The sequence below is a fragment of the Paenibacillus sp. P46E genome (genome assembly GCF_001909095.1).
Taxonomy (GTDB): domain Bacteria; phylum Bacillota; class Bacilli; order Paenibacillales; family Paenibacillaceae; genus Paenibacillus_AQ; species Paenibacillus_AQ helianthi.
In genome coordinates this window covers 92,496-108,885 of sequence record NZ_LVYZ01000029.1, presented here as the reverse complement: position 1 = coordinate 108,885, position 16,390 = coordinate 92,496, and the positions used below count along the sequence as shown (strand labels likewise).

The following is a 16,390-nucleotide window of genomic DNA, read 5'->3' as shown; positions in this document are numbered from 1 at the left end:
CATTTACTTCGAACAAACTAGCATCGTAAGCATAAGCTTAAGTTTTGTAAGCCTGGCATCATCGTGTTACTCCGTACAAAACTGGCACCGTAAGCATTGGCTTAAGATTTGTAAGCGCAATCATCGTGTGGTAGAGGAGAGGCGGCTTGCTCTCATTTTTACAAAAAATGAAACCGTTGGAATCACCAAGAATAATCACACGTAAGTATTTGTTTCATACGATCCTGGTCACGCTCTTATTGTAGCGGATGCACGGAGACAAACGTATGTCAGCAAGGAAGAAGTTTATAGAACAATGTCATTATCGGCATGGCGGATGCGGTACTCCTTGGGCGAGCAGCCCTTAACCTTCTTGAACATACGCGAAAAAAGCAGCGGGTCCTGGTAGCCGACAGACCGCGAGATTTCACCAATCGTACAATTCGTATCCGTTAAAAGCTCACACGCTTTGGCGATACGGAAATTGAGCAGGTACTGTTGCGGCGGCAGGCCGACGGTCTTTTTGAACAACGCGGATAAATATTTGCGGTCCAGCTTCAGGGAGGATGACATCATCTCCACGGTAACATTTTCACAGTAATGGGCATGTAGATAGTGGAGACATTGCTCAACGTAAATACTCTTTTGGCGTGGAACCGGGAAAATGTCCGCCGCCGCAGGAACTGTGCGCAGCAGCAGGCCAAAGAACTCATACATAATCGCTTTAAGCGGTAAATCGAGACTACCCGTCTGGTCAGCCACAGCACTAAGCCGGTCATAGAGTACGGGCATCAGTGATTCATCCATCGGAAAGATAGGGTGCTCGGGCGTGAGAGAGGTTTTGGACAGCAGATATCCAATCTCTTCTCCCGTAAAGGCAACCCATGAATATGTCCAGGGATGATCCGTGTCTGCCGCATAATGGGTGACAATATGAGGATAAGTCAGGAAGGCTTGTCCAGGCTGCAAAATGTGAGTTTCTTCTCCTACAGTGACTTTGCCGGTTCCTTCGTGAATGAAGTGGATTTTGTACAGGTCTCGCACGCCGGGGCCAACGCTATGTCCGGGAGCACACTGCTCACGTCCCCAATAATGAAGATGCAGATCAGGACTGCCCCGGAAGGGACGCTCTGAATTATATTTGAATATGGCCATGCTTCAGCCTCTTTTCAGTGTGGGATGGCTCCGGGATGGATATACACTTCATTATACAATAGATCTTCCAAGGCAGATCAACCGCAAAAAAGTCCCAGACCCCAGGCTTAAGGGCGGGACTTCCAGGATTTAGATTGGGGAGGCATAGCGGGGCACAGCTTTCCGTACCGGATGACGGAAAACCAGCCAGCCCGGGGTGGACCGGAATCAGGCGTCCATTTTGAGCATTACCAGTTCTTCGACTGGCTCGCCATTCAAGAGATGCTCCTCTACAATACGCGCCACATCATCCGTAGTCACATTGTAATACCAGATGCCGTCGGGATAGACGATAACAAAAGGCCCGTTGCCGCAAAGGCCGAGACAGCTGGTTTTGTTGATTTTTACGGTTTTGTTAATCCCTTTTTCCACGAGCTGTTCCTTGAATTCCTGCATGACATCCTCCACATCCTGATTATTGCAGTGCTCGCTGCAGCAGAAGAGCAGGTGCTTCTTCAGCACCTTGAGTCGCATATTCATCCTATACCTCCTTGGTTGTGTGAAAATAGTTGACCCTATCTTACGAGGAGTATAGACCCTTTTGCATCATCTGTAATCAGGTAACGGTCAAAGTTCCAAAAGGCTTAACAAATGTCCTAAAATCAGGATATTCGCGTTAGATTATCTAACCCGAATTCTATAATTTTGATGAAAATGTGTCTCGATTATTATTTCCCGAATGTTTTCCTGTTTCATAAATTGTTTTGTGGATTCAGGAGGGAAAGGGATATTCTACAGTTTCGGCCCCGGCTGTTTGGTTAAGTAAGAGGTGTGAAACAAGCTGCATCATCAATGGACACCCCAAAACATGCTATCAGGAGGGAATCGTTATGAATAAGAAAATTGTAGGTGTATTTTATACCGAACATGAGGCTTCGCAGGCTATTGAGGAGTTAAAAAGCCGCGGATTTATGACAGATGATATCTCAGTGATTGCACGGAACAAACAGGATGTCGAAACCATCAATAGTGAAACGGGTACCAAAGCGCCTGAGGGAATGGCTTCAGGGGCGGCAACCGGTGGTGTACTGGGAGGTGTGACCGGACTTCTGGCAGGTATCGGAGCACTGGCGATTCCAGGGATTGGCCCAATTCTTGCGGCGGGACCCATTGCGGCTACGTTGGCGGGAGCTGCGGTGGGAGCGGGAACCGGCGGACTTGTCGGCGGACTGATTGGACTCGGCATACCGGAGGATGAAGCACAGAGCTACGACAACTATGTAGACGAGGGCCGGATTCTTGTCATGGTGGATGCGGACAGCGCCCGGGCCAATGATGTATATTCCGTACTCCGCAATCATAACTCTGCCAATGCCGACCGTTATGTAGATGAAGCGATTCCTGAAAGTGAGGCTGCAGCGAGTGCCCGTCATTCAGTCAGTGACACCGTAGATGCCGCATTCAACGGCTCCGGTCTGGAAGGACGCGAGGATACTGGGCTGGACACGATGAATTCAGAGCGGAACAGAGAAGAGGAAGAACGCAGGCAGCGCCAGCTCCGCCAAGATGAGCTGAATGCTTCCAACAGGCAGAATACGAACCGGTAAAGTGTAAGTTAACAGGTATAGTGGTGTATGACTTAACATATTTTCCATGCAAGAAGGGTATCTCAGGTCCAGCTGGACCATGGGATACCCTTTTTGCATGGAGTGAATCAACGGAATGTGGTGTCTGTATCCAAGCTAGTACATAACAGCTGAAACAAACTATCATATAGGCACAGAGGGGCTTGCTCGCGCGCAGTCCAGTGACTGACGGGGCGTCCACAAGCCTTCGGCTCCTCACAGGCAATCGCAACGATTTGCACCATTTGTTGCTTCGTTACACCGGAGCGAAACGGATAAATCCCGGATAGTGGAGATGAGGCCCCATTGGTCGGAACGCAGAATGAAGCCGATGAGAATGACAACGAACCAATGAAAAGCGTCTCCAGAATTGCGTCACACTGAACATAATCGATATTGATAATCATTATCAGTTATGTTAATATAGTTTTGTTCACTAGTGAACAAAAAAGAATTGCAATCTATTGCTGACACTGCACCTTGGTCTGCAACTACTACAAGAGAGGGGAGACTGCAAAATTGGAGTTTCAAAATCATTTTAAAGGTCATCTTTACGAGCAATATATAAGAATGCTGCATCTGAACGAGTTGTATACCGAACAAGAATTTAATTCGTTTCGGCAACAGGCCAGAAAGTACCAGATTGACATGCTCTCCAACAATATTACTAGTGTACACGTTATTGATTGCATTGGTGATTATGAACCGATAAATCATACCGGGATTGTGGAGAAGATGGGGTTGTCCAAAGCTGGCATTACTAAAATTAGTTCAAAGCTGCTGGAAATGGGCTTCATTATGAGAAGTCAACTGAACAACAATCGTAAGGAGATTTACTTTAGTTTAACGGATAAGGGAAGACACGTTTATCATTTGCATAAGGAGCTGCACAAAGAAAAAGAAGAAAGGTTCTACCAATTCATTGAATCCTATACAGAGGCTGAACTGCAGACTATTGGAAAATTTATCAGTGATTTGGTGGCGCGTGCTGAAGAATACTCCGAAGGGAAGTTTACGATAAATGACGACATTAAAGATTGAGGAATTAAGATCCGAGATTGAAGGGAAAGAAATTTTAAAAGGGCTCACACTGGAGATTCAGGGCGGAGAGATTCATGCAATTATGGGGCCTAACGGGACGGGGAAAAGTACGTTGGCTTCTGCGTTAATGGGCCATCCAAAATATGAGGTTACCGGCGGCAAGGTGACATTGGACCATGAAGACCTTCTGGAGATGGAGGTGGATGAGCGTGCCCGGGCAGGCTTGTTCCTCGCTATGCAATACCCAAGTGAAATTGCCGGCGTAACGAACTCGGACTTTCTCAGAAGTGCCATCAATGCACGGCGTGAAGAAGGCCAGGAGATATCAATAATCCGTTTCATCCGTGAATTGGAGAGCAAAATGAAGGGGCTGGAGATGAACCCGGAATTCGCGCATCGTTATTTGAATGAGGGATTTTCGGGTGGTGAAAAAAAGCGGAATGAGATTTTGCAAATGATGCTGCTTGAACCCAAATTTGTGATTTTGGATGAAGTAGATTCCGGGCTTGATATTGATGCACTGCGTATTGTAGCCAATGGTGTAAATGAGCTGCGCAGTCCAGACAGAGGATTTATCATCATTACCCATTATCAGCGCCTGCTGAACTATATTACCCCGGATTTTGTGCATGTCATGATGCAAGGCCGGATTGTCAAATCTGGCGGCCCGGAGCTTGCCCATCGTTTAGAGGCAGAAGGGTACGATTGGGTAAAAGAGGAGCTTGGGATAACGGATGAGACGGTGGGCGGGGAAGTTTGAAAGCTGAAGAGGAGGAAAAGCAAGTGGGTATACAAGCAAACACTTCAATGAATGCGAACGCTCTATGCGCTTGGTCAAGTGCTAAGGATGAACCTCGTTGGTTGCTTGAACGCCGGATTCGGGCACTCGAGCTGGCAGGGACGCTGGAGCTGCCAAGCGTGGAGAAAATCAAGCTTGAAAAATGGGACATCTACGAAAGTGGTGATTACAAAGCTGAGAATGCGTGGTCAGGTTTGGAAGATGCGCCGGAGGTTGTTCGAGGTTTAATTGCCTCCCCGGTGGAAGGCGGACTCATCGTTCAGATCAATTCGGATGTAGTGTACACAGAATTGTCGGCTGATTTAGCCGCCCAGGGAGTAATTTTAACGGACCTGCATACTGCGGCAAAAGAACATGAGGAGTTGGTTCAACGTTATCTCTTTCAGGCTGTGAAGCCGGAAGAGCACAGATTGTCTGCTGTGCACAGTGCCTTATGGAGTGGTGGCGTTTTTCTATATGTCCCAGACGGTATAGAGGTTGAAGTTCCCATTCAAGCGATCTTTTATAGCGATACGAGCGGGGCGCTTTTTGCTCCTCACATCTTGATTGTGACTGGGAACAACAGCAAGATCAGCTATGTGGATCATTGTATATCGAGAAGAGATGATATCAAGGTTCTGCATAATGGTGTGGTAGAGGTGTTTGCAGGGGCAGGCTCCAAGGTGCAGGTCGCTTCTGTTCATCAGCTTGCTGCAGCAACAACGGACTTCACCCAGCGTCGTGCGGTTGTGCTTGCGGATGGCGGTGTAGAATGGATTGTCGGCGAGATGAATGATGGCTATACCGCCAGTGATACCAAGACATTACTTCAGGGCAACGGGTCCATCTCTGATGCTAAGGTGATTGCGGTAGGATCTGGGGACCAGAAATTGAGTTGTACTACGCAAGCCCAGCATTTTGGCAGAAGCTCGGTGAGCCAAATGATCACACGCGCAGTAATGCGTGAAGAAGCTACAGCCATTATCAACGGGATTACAAAAATTGAAAAAGGTGCAACCCATTGTGATGGTCAGCAAACAGAACGTGTACTGATGTTAAGTCCAAATGCGCGCGGCGATGCCAATCCGATCCTGCTGATCGATGAGGATGACGTAACCGCCGGTCATGCTGCATCCGTGGGGCAAGTAAATGCGGAACAAATCTATTATCTGATGTCGCGCGGGATCTCACGGAGTGAAGCCGAATATCTTGTTATTTTCGGATTCCTTGCTCCTGTCATTTCGGAGATTCCGCTGGTGGGAGTGCGTAGCCGCCTGCAGGATGTAGTGGAGAAAAAGCTTGGCAGATCGCAGGGAATCAGAGCCGATCAAAGTGAGGCTTATGAAGGTTAAAAGGAGCGGTAACAATGGCTAAAAAAGCGCCGGATATGGGCGAATATAAATATGGGTTTCGCGATGAGCACCAGTCTATTTTTCAATCCGGAAAAGGTCTGACTGAAGAGATTGTCCGGGAAATTTCCCGGATCAAGGAAGAGCCGGAGTGGATGCTCGATTTTCGGCTGAAAGCTTTGAAGCAATTCTACAAAATGCCGATGCCCAAGTGGGGAGCGGATTTGTCTGGACTAGATCTTGATAATATCCAATATTACGTTCGCCCTTCTGAGAAACAGGGAAAGACCTGGGAGGAGGTTCCCTCCGAGATTAAAGCAACCTTTGACAAGCTAGGGATTCCTGAAGCGGAGCAAAAGTTTCTAGCAGGAGTATCCGCTCAATACGAGTCGGAAGTAGTCTATCACAGTATGCGGAAGGAACTGGAGGATCAGGGCGTTGTTTTCCTTGATACGGATACTGCCTTAAAGCAATATCCTGAAGTGTTCAAGCAACATTTTGGAACGATCATCCCGCCCTCTGACAACAAATTTGCTGCGCTTAACAGTGCGGTTTGGTCAGGCGGCAGCTTTGTATACATCCCGAGAGGTGTGCAGTGCGAGGTTCCGATCCAAGGATACTTCCGGATTAATTCTGAAAATATGGGACAATTCGAGCGGACATTAATTATTGCCGAAGAGGGCAGCTTTATCCACTATGTGGAAGGATGCACAGCACCTATTTATAGTACCAGTTCTCTGCATAGCGGAGTGATTGAAATTATCTGCCGCAAAGATTCCCGTGTCCGTTACACGACCATTCAGAATTGGGCTCCTAATATCTACAACCTGGTAACCCAAAGGGCTGTGGCAGAGGAAAATGCCACAATGGAATGGGTGGACGGCAACATCGGCTCCAAGGTAACTATGAAGTACCCGGCTGTAATCTTGAAAGGAAGGGGAGCCAAGGGGTCCATCCTGTCTATTGCCGTAGCCGGTAAAGATCAGCATCAAGACGCTGGTGCGAAGGTAATTCATCTTGCTCCCGAGACAACATCTACGATTATATCCAAATCCATCAGCAAGCAGGGCGGCAAAGTAAACTACCGGGGGTTGTCGAGCTTCAGCCGCAATTCTGCAGGGTCCAAGTCCAATATTAAGTGTGATACGTTGATTTTGGATAACCAGTCAACCTCAGATACGATTCCGTACAATGAAGTTAAAAACGATCAGATTACTTTGGAGCATGAGGCAACAGTATCCAAAGTGTCCGAGGAACAATTGTTTTACTTGATGAGCCGCGGGCTTACAGAACAAGATGCCACACAAATGATTGTAATGGGCTTTATTGAGCCGTTTACCAAAGAATTGCCGATGGAATATGCCGTTGAAATGAATCGCCTGATTCAATTTGAAATGGAAGGAAGCATCGGTTGATTCATTAAGGAAGTACGAGGTGTTAGTAATGAAGAAAAAGAATTCGGACAATACAGAACTAGCTCAAATTACCCGAGAGATACGGAAACTTCAATTCTACTTCAATATGTTGTCAGGATTGAGCGCAAGTTGTGGTGTGATGATACCTTTAGATTCTGTGTATACGGCTATAAGGGAACTTTCGGATCAAGAGGCCATTCTTAGGCAAAAAGTAAAGGATCACTAAGACTATCTAGGTGAAAAAGGCTTAAATTGACTGTTGGGAAAATAATGAGAGGAGCTGGCATTATGGAGGAGAATGGAATTTTATTCGATGAAGTATCGGAAGTGCTTCTCAAACTACGTCCTTTCTTACTGCGTGACGGTGGAGATGCTGAACTCGTCGAGGTTGAGAACGGTATAGCCAAATTAAGATTTTTGGGAGCTTGCAACGGTTGCCCAAGTGCTACGATTACGCTAAAGGTTGCTATTGAGCGCGCAATTCTTGAGGAGATCGATGAGATTAAAGAAGTTGTACAAGTATTCTAAACTTCTTATAACAGAGACGAATTAACATTGCAGTTGAAGGTCATCAATCTCGTCATAGGGATTAACCAGCTCGGCCATCGGGAGATACTCGGATTTTACGTGGAAGGCCATGAGAGTTCAAACGGTTGGCGTGAGGTCCTGGAAGACCTGTATCACCGTGGAGCGAGGGAGGTATGGTTAGGCATCTTTGATGCTCCTCCTCCGCTGCTGCCGCCGATTTTTTGGGTTTTTCACTGTATGCTCAGAGGGGCTAATTATCTCTACCTCTGAGCATAAATCCCCGTAGTCAATCCCCTCTATACCATCCTCCAGACAGGCTAGTACATCACAGCTGAAACAAACCATCATTTAGGCACAGAGGTACTTCCCTTCCGGGTCTTACTATCTCATACACATTTTAGGAGCCAGTGAATTGCTGGGATTATTCAGCTACGCTGTACTAGCCGACATCAATTAGATGAGAGCCGCATTTTGCCGGCTGATGGCCACCTGCGGAATATCCTTGCCAGGCAGGAAGTGTATGCTGCGGATATAACGGATGGTGCGGCTCTGCGCCCGCATAATGACGGAATGGGTCTCGGCACGCTCCTTGCCGATGAAGCGGACTCCGTTCAGGAATTCGCCGGAGGTTACACCGGTCGCCGCGAAGATGACATCTCCCGTACCAACCATATCCTCCATCGAGAGCACGCGTGTCGGGTTCTCAATACCCATTAAGAGGCAGCGCTGCATCTCGAAGGGACCGTCCGGCAGCAGCTTGCCCTGCAGCTCCCCGCCGAGGCATTTCAGTGCGGCAGCAGCCAGCACGCCTTCCGGTGCTCCGCCGGAGCCCATGTACAGATCGACATCGCTGTCCGGCAGTGCTGCCGCGATGGCTCCTGCGACATCGCCGTGGCCGATCAGCTTGACGCGCACGCCCAGCCCGCGCAGGGTGGCGATCAGCTTCTCGTGCCGCTTGCGGTCAAGGACCATTACCGTTAGCTCAGAGAGCGCTTTGCCGGTGATGAGGCTGGCTTTGTGCAATGTGACTTCCGCCGGATCTTCCAGGCTGAGCCTGCCGGCGAGCTCTGGACCGCAGGCCAGCTTCTCCATATAGATGTCAGGCGCATGCAGCAGGCTGCCCCGGTCGGCGATGGCAATCACGGATTGGGCATTGTGAAGCCCACAGGCTACTACTTCCGTGCCTTCCAGAGGATCTACGGCTACATCAACGGAGGGACCGGTACGGTTCCCGACCTGCTCGCCGATATAGAGCATCGGAGCTTCGTCCATCTCACCCTCCCCAATGACCACAGTCCCATCAATGGAGACGGAATCAAACATGGAACGGATGGCGGTTGTAGCCGCATCATCCGCAGCATTTTTATCGCCTCTTCCGATCCAGCGGGCTGAGGATAAAGCGCCCAGTTCAGTTACCCGTACAATTTCCAGTGCCAATTCGCGTTCCATATGATTTCCCTCCAGTAAATATTTGTATTGGTTCAGGCCTGAATGAGTAAAGCTTACGGAGAATCGGTAATATAACCCATAATAATACCTGCTGTTTCTTCAATCGCCTTGTTTGTAATATCAATAACAGGACAGCCCAGCTTGCCGAACAGCAAGGCAGCGTATTCCATCTCTTCAGTAATGCGCTCCAGGCTGGCATATTGCGAGCCTGCCGGAAGTCCAAGCTGCTTCAGACGTTCGGAGCGGATCTTCAGCATATACTCGGGCTTCATCGTAAGCCCGATGAGCCGGTTCGGCGGCAGGCTCATCAGCTGCTGCGGCGGGCCGATTTCGGGAACGATCGGGTAATTCACGACCTTTTTGCCCCGGTGAGCAAGAAAGATGCTGAGCGGGGTTTTGGAGGTGCGTGACATGCCCAGCAGTACAATATCCGCCTTTAGCATCGCGCCAAGATCGCGCCCGTCGTCACAGGCCACGGTGAATTCAATCGCCTCGATCCGGCGGAAGTAATCCTCGTCGAGCTGATGAAGCAGCCCGGGCCGGGCCTGGGGCGCATCATCGAAGGTATCAATGAAGGCTTGCATCATCGGGCCCATGATATCTACAATCCGCAGGTCGAGGCGCACCGCTTCTTCACGGATCATCTCCCGCAGCTCCGGTTGGACCAGCGTGTAGGCGACAAAGCCCTGAAGCTGGGCGGTCTCCTCCATCAGCTTCCTGAGCTCGTCTTCATGTCTTACGTTGCCGTATCTTCTGATCGTGACACGCTGATTCTGGAATTGGTGGATAACAGCCTGCACGACAGCCTCCGCTGTATCCCCAATAGAATCTGAGCATATCGTTATGAAATGTGAGGATGGCTCCATGCGCTTTTGATTCCTCCCGTTATCCTTTGGCTTCTAGATCGAGGAGTAGTTTGACAATAGAAGTTTTCGTCAGCCGTCCGACAACATCGAGCTTCGGGCCGCTTTCCTCCACAATACCGGGGATGACCACCGGCAAACTGTCCACCTCGTGAAAAATCATTTTTTGTGCGGCATCAAGCACCGTATCCTCGGGCGAAACGGTCACGACCTTGGGCTGGCGGGTCATTACCATGCTTACGGGCATGGACACTGCTCCGGGATTGCCCAGCGTAACCTTCAAGAAATCCTTGCGCGAGGCCACCCCGGTCAGCTTGCCGTCCCCGTCGCAGATAATCAGCGTGCCGACATCCTGCAGAAACAGTGTGACTACAGCATCCTGAATCGTTGTTGTCTCGCGGATAATAATCGGGATGCTCTGAATGTCCTTGACCTTGGTTTCTTTCAGCAAATAGCTGCCGCTGAGGCGCTGCGAGGTTTTTTTGCCGGGAAAATATCCTACCTTGGGTTTCGCGTCAATGTACTCCAGCATGACGAGCACGGACAAGTCCGAGCGGATCGTCGGCTTGCTGAGATTGAGATGCTCCGCAATTTGCTCGGCGGTGATGGGTGCTCTTTTTTTGACGATTTCAATAATTTGCAGTTGACGGGATGTCAGTTCGATCACAGGTTCCCTCCACTTTCCGGATACATTCAGGTGTTCCTTAACAGAAAAGGAGCACCAATAATCGATTCCCCCTTCCATTCTTACGTCCTATTAGAGTATTAAGCCCTTAACTTGCTTATATAATACGCAATAATGATCATTAATGCAATATATAATACGTCATATATATTTTCGGCAGAAGATATTCTAGAGTTATAGAATGTGAACTTCAGTATTTCGGGCTCTTCCTTGAGGGCTAGTACGTGCGTGTATTGGATTAGCGGAGCATGTGCAAGCGTTGAGTTAATGAGAGATATAAGTACTGGTTAGTCCCTCCATATATCTCGTTTATCCAGCTACCGTTCCAATGCAGATGGACTAAATATTGCGGACTCAGGTGACCCTATTTTGCAGAAATGCACGATATATTGGTGGTTACGGACACAGGTGCGCTTATTTCATACTTTTCTGCTGCCAAATGGAGTGTATGCCACCAATAGTGTCATCTGAGTCCGTAAGTGTTAGATGGCGGAATAATTTTACATAATAACGGCTCTCCTGTCCGCCAGGGTGGAGGGGACTCACCGTTCATTAGGGGTGAACGACACTTCGGCCGGCGTGCCGTTCTCCGGCCATCGTCGTGTGCCACGACTCCCGCTGAGCAACGCACCCGGTCCGCTGTGCCCGCCCCATCTGCCACCCTGGCAGGCCAGCCGCTTTTACAGAATCTGCTTCCGCGGATAAGCCTCTCCTGCCACTGGCTGTACCAGCGGGGTGCTGCGCTTCGGCTTGAACAGCAGTTGCTTGAGCGCACCTGCATTGACGAGCACAGTGCCGGCGATGATGGTGAATACGCCGAGCAGGGCGATCCAGGTTACAGATTCTCCGTAGAAGAGGAAGCCTACACCAACCGCGATCGGCGGGGAGATATACAGCCAGGTGGACGGAAAGACAGGATTGGTTTTCGCCACCAGCCAGTAGAACAGCGTATGGCCGACCATGGAGCCGATTACGGTCAGGTAGAGCAGAGAACCGGCTGTACGGAAGGACAGCAGTACCTCAGGATGTACCTTTTCCGTGAATAGGGACAGGAGGAACAGCAGCGCGCCGCCGTACATCATCTGCGCGGCATTCAGGGCAACGGGCGATTCGCCGGAGAAGGTGCTGGTTACTTTTTTGGAATAGATGGCTCCCGCTGCGTAGCAGATTTCTCCGATCAGCACCACAGCACAGCCGGTGACCCACAGGGGAGAAACCTCAATGGCAAGGCTGGGCAGCACAAGCAGCAGTACGCCGGTGAAGCCGATGATGCAGCCGATCAGCGAATAGGAAGGCGCTTTTTGCCGGAGAACAGCGGTCTGCATCAGCAGAATCATCATCGGACCGGTAGCGGACAGTACAGCGGCAAGCCCTGAAGAGACATATTGCTCGGCCCAGTACAGTGCGGAAAAGGTTCCGAAGGTTAGTGCAGCGCCGGTGAACAACATCTCTTTGTGCAGGAGCAGGGCGAAGCTGGCTTTGCCTTTCCAGGCCATAAAGAGGAAGAGTACAGCACCTGCAACGAAAAAGCGCAAACCCGCCGAGAAGAAGGGAGGTGTACCGGCGTCCACGCCGATTTTTATAGCCAGGAAGGTCGTGCCGAAGATCAGACAGACGAGCGAGTAAGCAAGCATAATCATGTTTCAGTTCCCCTTTGTGATGGTAGTGTGGCAGTTGGCTCAAGTGATCGATTCATCATACTGGAAACTGGACAGAACAGATTGTAGACAATAGAACAGATAGGAGGCGGAATATTGTACAATAGGACCAAGAGAAGTGAACACAAAGACGGTTATTGGACTTGATTATTTGGCAGAGTCATCTGGTAAAGGAGCGGCAGACTGATGAGAAAAGCGGCAGGAGCAGAGCAGAACTCCCCATTGTTTCGCCAGGTGTATCAATACATGCACAACCGGATGGAGCGCGGAGAATGGAAGGCGCATGACAAGCTGCCGTCGATCCGGTTGCTGGCTGAGGAGCTGAAGGTTCACAGGCTTACGGTATTCAAGGCCTATAGGGATCTAACGGAAGACGGCAAGGTGTATGTAAAAGACAAATCGGGCTATTATATGTCACCGGTCAGCAGATTGGCGGAAGAAGCGGCAGAGGGTACGGCGGTATCCGCCTATATCCTGACGAACCCGATGTCCGATATTCAGCGGATACCGGTCAGCTACCAGTTCTCACAGGCGCTGATTGATCCTGGACTGCTGCCCAACCTGTTCCTGTCCGACTACGTCAAAAAAGTATTCGACCTCTATCCGAAGGTTATGGGAACGTACTCTTCGGTCCAGGGAGACGAGGAACTGCGGGTTACACTCAGCCGTCATTTCAGGGAGAAGCACAAGCTGCAGTTGTCGCCGGGCGAGCTGCTGGTAACTTCAGGGGCTCAGCAGGCGATCAATCTGATCGCGGGCATTATGCTAGGACCGATGGATTCGGTGCTGGTGGAGCGGCCGACGTATAGCGTGGCGATGGATATTTTCCGGCGTCTGGGAGCCCGGCTGGTACCAGTGGAGATTACTCCGGAGGGTTATGATCTGCAGCAGGTCGAGGAACTGATGCGTAGACACCGGCCAAGGATGTTCTATATGAATCCGACCCATCACAATCCTACCGGTTATACGGTTCCGGCGCGGCAGCGCAAGCTCCTGGTGGAGCTGGCGGAGCGCTACCGCTGTCTGCTCGTGGAGGATGACCCGTTCCGCGACATGTATTTCAAGGAAGAGCCGCCACCGCCGTTTTTTGCGTATGATACGGAAGGCTGGGTAATCTACATCAGCAGCTTCAGCAAATATGTCGCCCCGGGCCTGAGGATCTGTGCGGTTGGCTGCCGGTACCCGTTCATGGAACAGCTGATTACCGCCAAATCGCTGGCGGACAACGGAACGCCGATTTTGAACCAGAAAATCTTTCAGCACTACTACACCTCGCCGCGTCTGCAGCAGCATCTCGGGAAGCTGCGGATCGCACTACAGGTGCATAAGGAGATTGTGGAGGAGGAGCTCGCCGCTACCGAATGGGAATGGACGCCTCCGCAGGGCGGGCTCAATCTTTGGGTGAAGCTGCCGGAGTCTGTTTCCGTGTCTGCACTGTTTGAGCGTTCTATGGAGCAGTCCATCTCCTTTGTCCCCGGTGAAATTCTCGATCCGCTGGGAGAGATGAAGTCCTGGCTGCGGTTGAGCTACTCCTTTGCCAGCGGAGGTGTGCTGCGCGAAGGAATACGCCGTCTGGCGGCGCTTGCGCTTGAGCTGCAAAAGAGATGACTACATGCTCAATAAAGAATATCCGGGTTCCTCAGGAGAATGATTAAATTTTACAAAAAAAGTATAGTTCTCGTGTTGTTTTACATTAATCGGGCGTTCATGAAATATCCCCTTAATATAATTGCTCTAGTATGAAATAGTAATTAACCTTAAGGAGGGTATATATGAATTCTCAGAAAAAGAATAGATTCAAGACTGCATTAACTGTAACAGCAGCAGGGGCGCTTTTGGCTACGAGTGTAGTGGCTGCACAGCCTGCCAAACCGGCAGAGGCGGCTTCCTCCAAAACGAAAAATGTCATTCTTTTTGTCGGCGACGGCATGGGGACAGCAGCGCGTAATGCGATCCGGCTGGCGACCGTCGGTGAAAAAGGCAAATTGGCCATGGATGATATGCCCTACGCGGGGCTGGTACATACGAGCTCTACCGTACCGGTTACAGATTCAGCTGCATCCGCCACAGCTTATGCCAGTGGAGTGAAGACATATAATGGCGCTATCGGCATGGATGCCAACAAAAAATCGGTTAAAACCATTGCAGAATACGCCAAAGATGCAGGCATGTCCACAGGCGTGGTAACCACCAGCCAGATTACGGATGCTACAGGCGCAGCTTTTGGCGCACATGTGGATGACCGTAAGAAGCAAAGCGACATCGCACTGCAGCTCCTGACCTCGAGTAAAGTGGACGTTCTGCTCGGCGGTGGTGAGGACTTCTGGTATCCGGCCGGCGAAGCAGGCAAGTTCCCGGATGCTCCGGCAGAAGATCCTTCGGAGAAGAGCAAAGGAACCCAGGGCAATCTGATCACCAAAGCGAAACAGCTGGGTTACAATTATGTATCGACCAAAGACGGCTTGAAGCAGGCCAAGAACGGTAAACTGCTCGGGTTGTTCGCCAACGAGGAGATGTTTCAACAGAATGAGGAGGGCCAAGGAGATATCTACAACCCTGTAGTCTCCTTGCCGGAAATGACCCAGAAAGCGATTGACACCCTGTCCACGAATAAGAAAGGCTTTTTCCTGATGGTGGAGGAAGAAGGTACGGATGAATTCGGTCACAAAAACAATGCCAAAATGACAATTAAATCCGGACAGGCACTGGATGCATCTGTGCAGGTGGCTAAGGATTTTGCCAAAAAGAACCCGGAAACGCTGGTGCTGGTGCTGGCTGACCATGAAACCGGAGGACTTTCCATCGAACCGGTCGATGCAGAGGATGAAACAGGTGACGGCATCTCCAAAGAAGACGGCCCGTTCGCAATCGCTAATTCCAAAGAGAGCTTTGTTGTGGACTGGACAACCTCCGGTCATACGGCGGTGGATATTCCGGTTACAGCAATGGGTAAAAACGCCCAGCTCTTTACGGGAGTTTTTGAGAACACAGCCGTGTTCGAGAAGATGATGCAGGCCTATGGTTTTAAAGCAAAGAAATAGAAAGTCAGAGGCAGCAGCTAATGCCTTTGTAATAGATAAGCTGGCCGGATTTTTCGGCTGGCTTTTTCTATATATAACGATTGTTATGTTTGAGCTAAAAAGCTATCCGCTGTGTTTGGGCTTTGTTCCATGTATTTACATTTTTCTAGTAACATTTGTAACTGACGGAATTGCTAGAAATTGATAAATATAGATTGTAAGCGTTTTAATCATAGGACTGGGGGAATGGTTGTGAAAAAAGTAACAAAATTATTGCTGGTAGCCGGTATCTCACTGGCTGTTGTAGGCGTAGGAAACAGCGGCGCCCTGAACAATGTATCTTCTGCTGCAAGTGCACCGCTTAAGGTTGGCCGGGTAGAAGCTGCCGCTCATGGCACGAAATGCTTCACTGTGGCAGTTGCCGTAGTCCAAAATGGTGTAATCGTAGCCGCTTCACTGGACGATTATCAATTCCTGGGCTCTGATGTGGCAACGGGAGTGCCTAACTCGGACAAGGACTTCGGACAGAACTACAAAGATCCTGCAATGGTTCTGGCTTCCAAGAAAGCCAATGCCAAATATTATAGCGAACATATGAAAGAAGAAGCCAATTCTACGGTTTCTTATGACAAGAATATGGCCGCCATTGAGAAATATGCAACGGGCAGAACGATCAAGTCGCTGGAAGCTACACTGGCTGCAAAGAGCAAAGAGCAAATGGTTGACGCTGTAAGCGGAGCTACTCTTGTAGATACCCAAGGCTACCTGAAAGCTATTGTAGCTGCTGCCAAGGCTGCCAAGTAAACTATTAATTGCATCAGGTTCATATAAAAGCTCCTACACGGTTACGGCTGTGAAGGAGCTTT

General features: G+C 49.8%; 15 protein-coding genes and 1 pseudogene. 10 read left to right on the top strand and 6 right to left on the bottom strand.

Going from position 1 to position 16,390, the window contains the following annotated elements:
• Positions 1–285 precede the first annotated feature (285 nt).
• Both A3849_RS07675 and A3849_RS07670 read right to left on the bottom strand, forming a co-directional pair.
• Positions 286–1,134: an AraC family transcriptional regulator gene (locus tag A3849_RS07675; RefSeq protein WP_074110874.1), complete on the bottom strand. Its 849-nt coding sequence runs from the start codon at positions 1,132–1,134 to the stop codon at positions 286–288.
• Between the two features lie 207 nt (positions 1,135–1,341).
• Positions 1,342–1,653: a (2Fe-2S) ferredoxin domain-containing protein gene (locus A3849_RS07670; protein ID WP_083613397.1), complete on the bottom strand. Its 312-nt coding sequence runs from the start codon at positions 1,651–1,653 to the stop codon at positions 1,342–1,344.
• 350 nt (positions 1,654–2,003) lie between these two features.
• Between A3849_RS07670 and A3849_RS07665 the strand changes: the two genes are divergently transcribed.
• From A3849_RS07665 to A3849_RS33945, 7 genes and pseudogenes are all read left to right on the top strand, one after another.
• Positions 2,004–2,720 carry a general stress protein gene (locus tag A3849_RS07665; protein ID WP_074110873.1) on the top strand — a complete coding sequence of 239 codons (717 nt, stop codon included), beginning with the start codon at positions 2,004–2,006 and terminating at the stop codon, positions 2,718–2,720.
• 537 nt (positions 2,721–3,257) lie between these two features.
• Positions 3,258–3,779, top strand: coding sequence for a MarR family transcriptional regulator (locus A3849_RS07660; protein WP_074110872.1), 522 nt, complete (start codon positions 3,258–3,260; stop codon positions 3,777–3,779).
• Entirely contained in the window at positions 3,760–4,539 is a 780-nt protein-coding gene (sufC, locus tag A3849_RS07655; protein ID WP_074110871.1) for a Fe-S cluster assembly ATPase SufC, read from the top strand. The genes A3849_RS07660 and sufC overlap by 20 nt, the downstream gene beginning before the upstream one ends.
• 23 nt (positions 4,540–4,562) lie before the next feature.
• A complete protein-coding gene (gene sufD / locus A3849_RS07650; protein ID WP_372237751.1) occupies positions 4,563–5,909 on the top strand; it encodes a Fe-S cluster assembly protein SufD in 1,347 nt (448 codons plus the stop codon).
• Positions 5,910–5,923: 14 nt separating this feature from the next.
• Complete coding sequence (gene sufB / locus A3849_RS07645) at positions 5,924–7,321, top strand: Fe-S cluster assembly protein SufB (RefSeq protein WP_074110869.1); 1,398 nt, start codon at positions 5,924–5,926, stop codon at positions 7,319–7,321.
• 288 nt (positions 7,322–7,609) lie between these two features.
• A complete protein-coding gene (locus tag A3849_RS07635) occupies positions 7,610–7,849 on the top strand; it encodes a NifU family protein (RefSeq protein ID WP_074083165.1) in 240 nt (79 codons plus the stop codon).
• 24 nt (positions 7,850–7,873) lie between these two features.
• Positions 7,874–8,056, top strand: a pseudogene (locus tag A3849_RS33945) (transposase); the annotation flags it as partial.
• A gap of 246 nt (positions 8,057–8,302) precedes the next feature.
• Here the strand turns inward: A3849_RS33945 and glpX are convergent.
• From glpX to A3849_RS07610, 4 genes are all read right to left on the bottom strand, one after another.
• Positions 8,303–9,298 carry a class II fructose-bisphosphatase gene (glpX, locus tag A3849_RS07625; protein ID WP_074110867.1) on the bottom strand — a complete coding sequence of 332 codons (996 nt, stop codon included), beginning with the start codon at positions 9,296–9,298 and terminating at the stop codon, positions 8,303–8,305.
• Positions 9,299–9,351: 53 nt separating this feature from the next.
• On the bottom strand, positions 9,352–10,164 hold the full coding sequence (locus tag A3849_RS07620) for a pyruvate, water dikinase regulatory protein (RefSeq protein WP_074083168.1): 813 nt from the start codon (positions 10,162–10,164) through the stop codon (positions 9,352–9,354).
• 19 nt (positions 10,165–10,183) lie between these two features.
• Complete coding sequence (locus tag A3849_RS07615; protein WP_074101131.1) at positions 10,184–10,828, bottom strand: helix-turn-helix transcriptional regulator; 645 nt, start codon at positions 10,826–10,828, stop codon at positions 10,184–10,186.
• Positions 10,829–11,526: 698 nt separating this feature from the next.
• Positions 11,527–12,486, bottom strand: coding sequence for a DMT family transporter (locus A3849_RS07610; protein ID WP_074110866.1), 960 nt, complete (start codon positions 12,484–12,486; stop codon positions 11,527–11,529).
• A 204-nt stretch (positions 12,487–12,690) separates the two neighbouring features.
• On the opposite strand from A3849_RS07610, the gene A3849_RS07605 reads away from it, so the two are divergent.
• From A3849_RS07605 to A3849_RS07595, 3 genes are all read left to right on the top strand, one after another.
• Positions 12,691–14,112: an aminotransferase-like domain-containing protein gene (locus A3849_RS07605; RefSeq protein WP_074110865.1), complete on the top strand. Its 1,422-nt coding sequence runs from the start codon at positions 12,691–12,693 to the stop codon at positions 14,110–14,112.
• 164 nt (positions 14,113–14,276) lie between these two features.
• Positions 14,277–15,545: an alkaline phosphatase gene (locus A3849_RS07600; protein WP_074110864.1), complete on the top strand. Its 1,269-nt coding sequence runs from the start codon at positions 14,277–14,279 to the stop codon at positions 15,543–15,545.
• Between the two features lie 231 nt (positions 15,546–15,776).
• Entirely contained in the window at positions 15,777–16,328 is a 552-nt protein-coding gene (locus A3849_RS07595; RefSeq protein WP_074110863.1) for a hypothetical protein, read from the top strand.
• Positions 16,329–16,390: the final 62 nt, after the last annotated feature.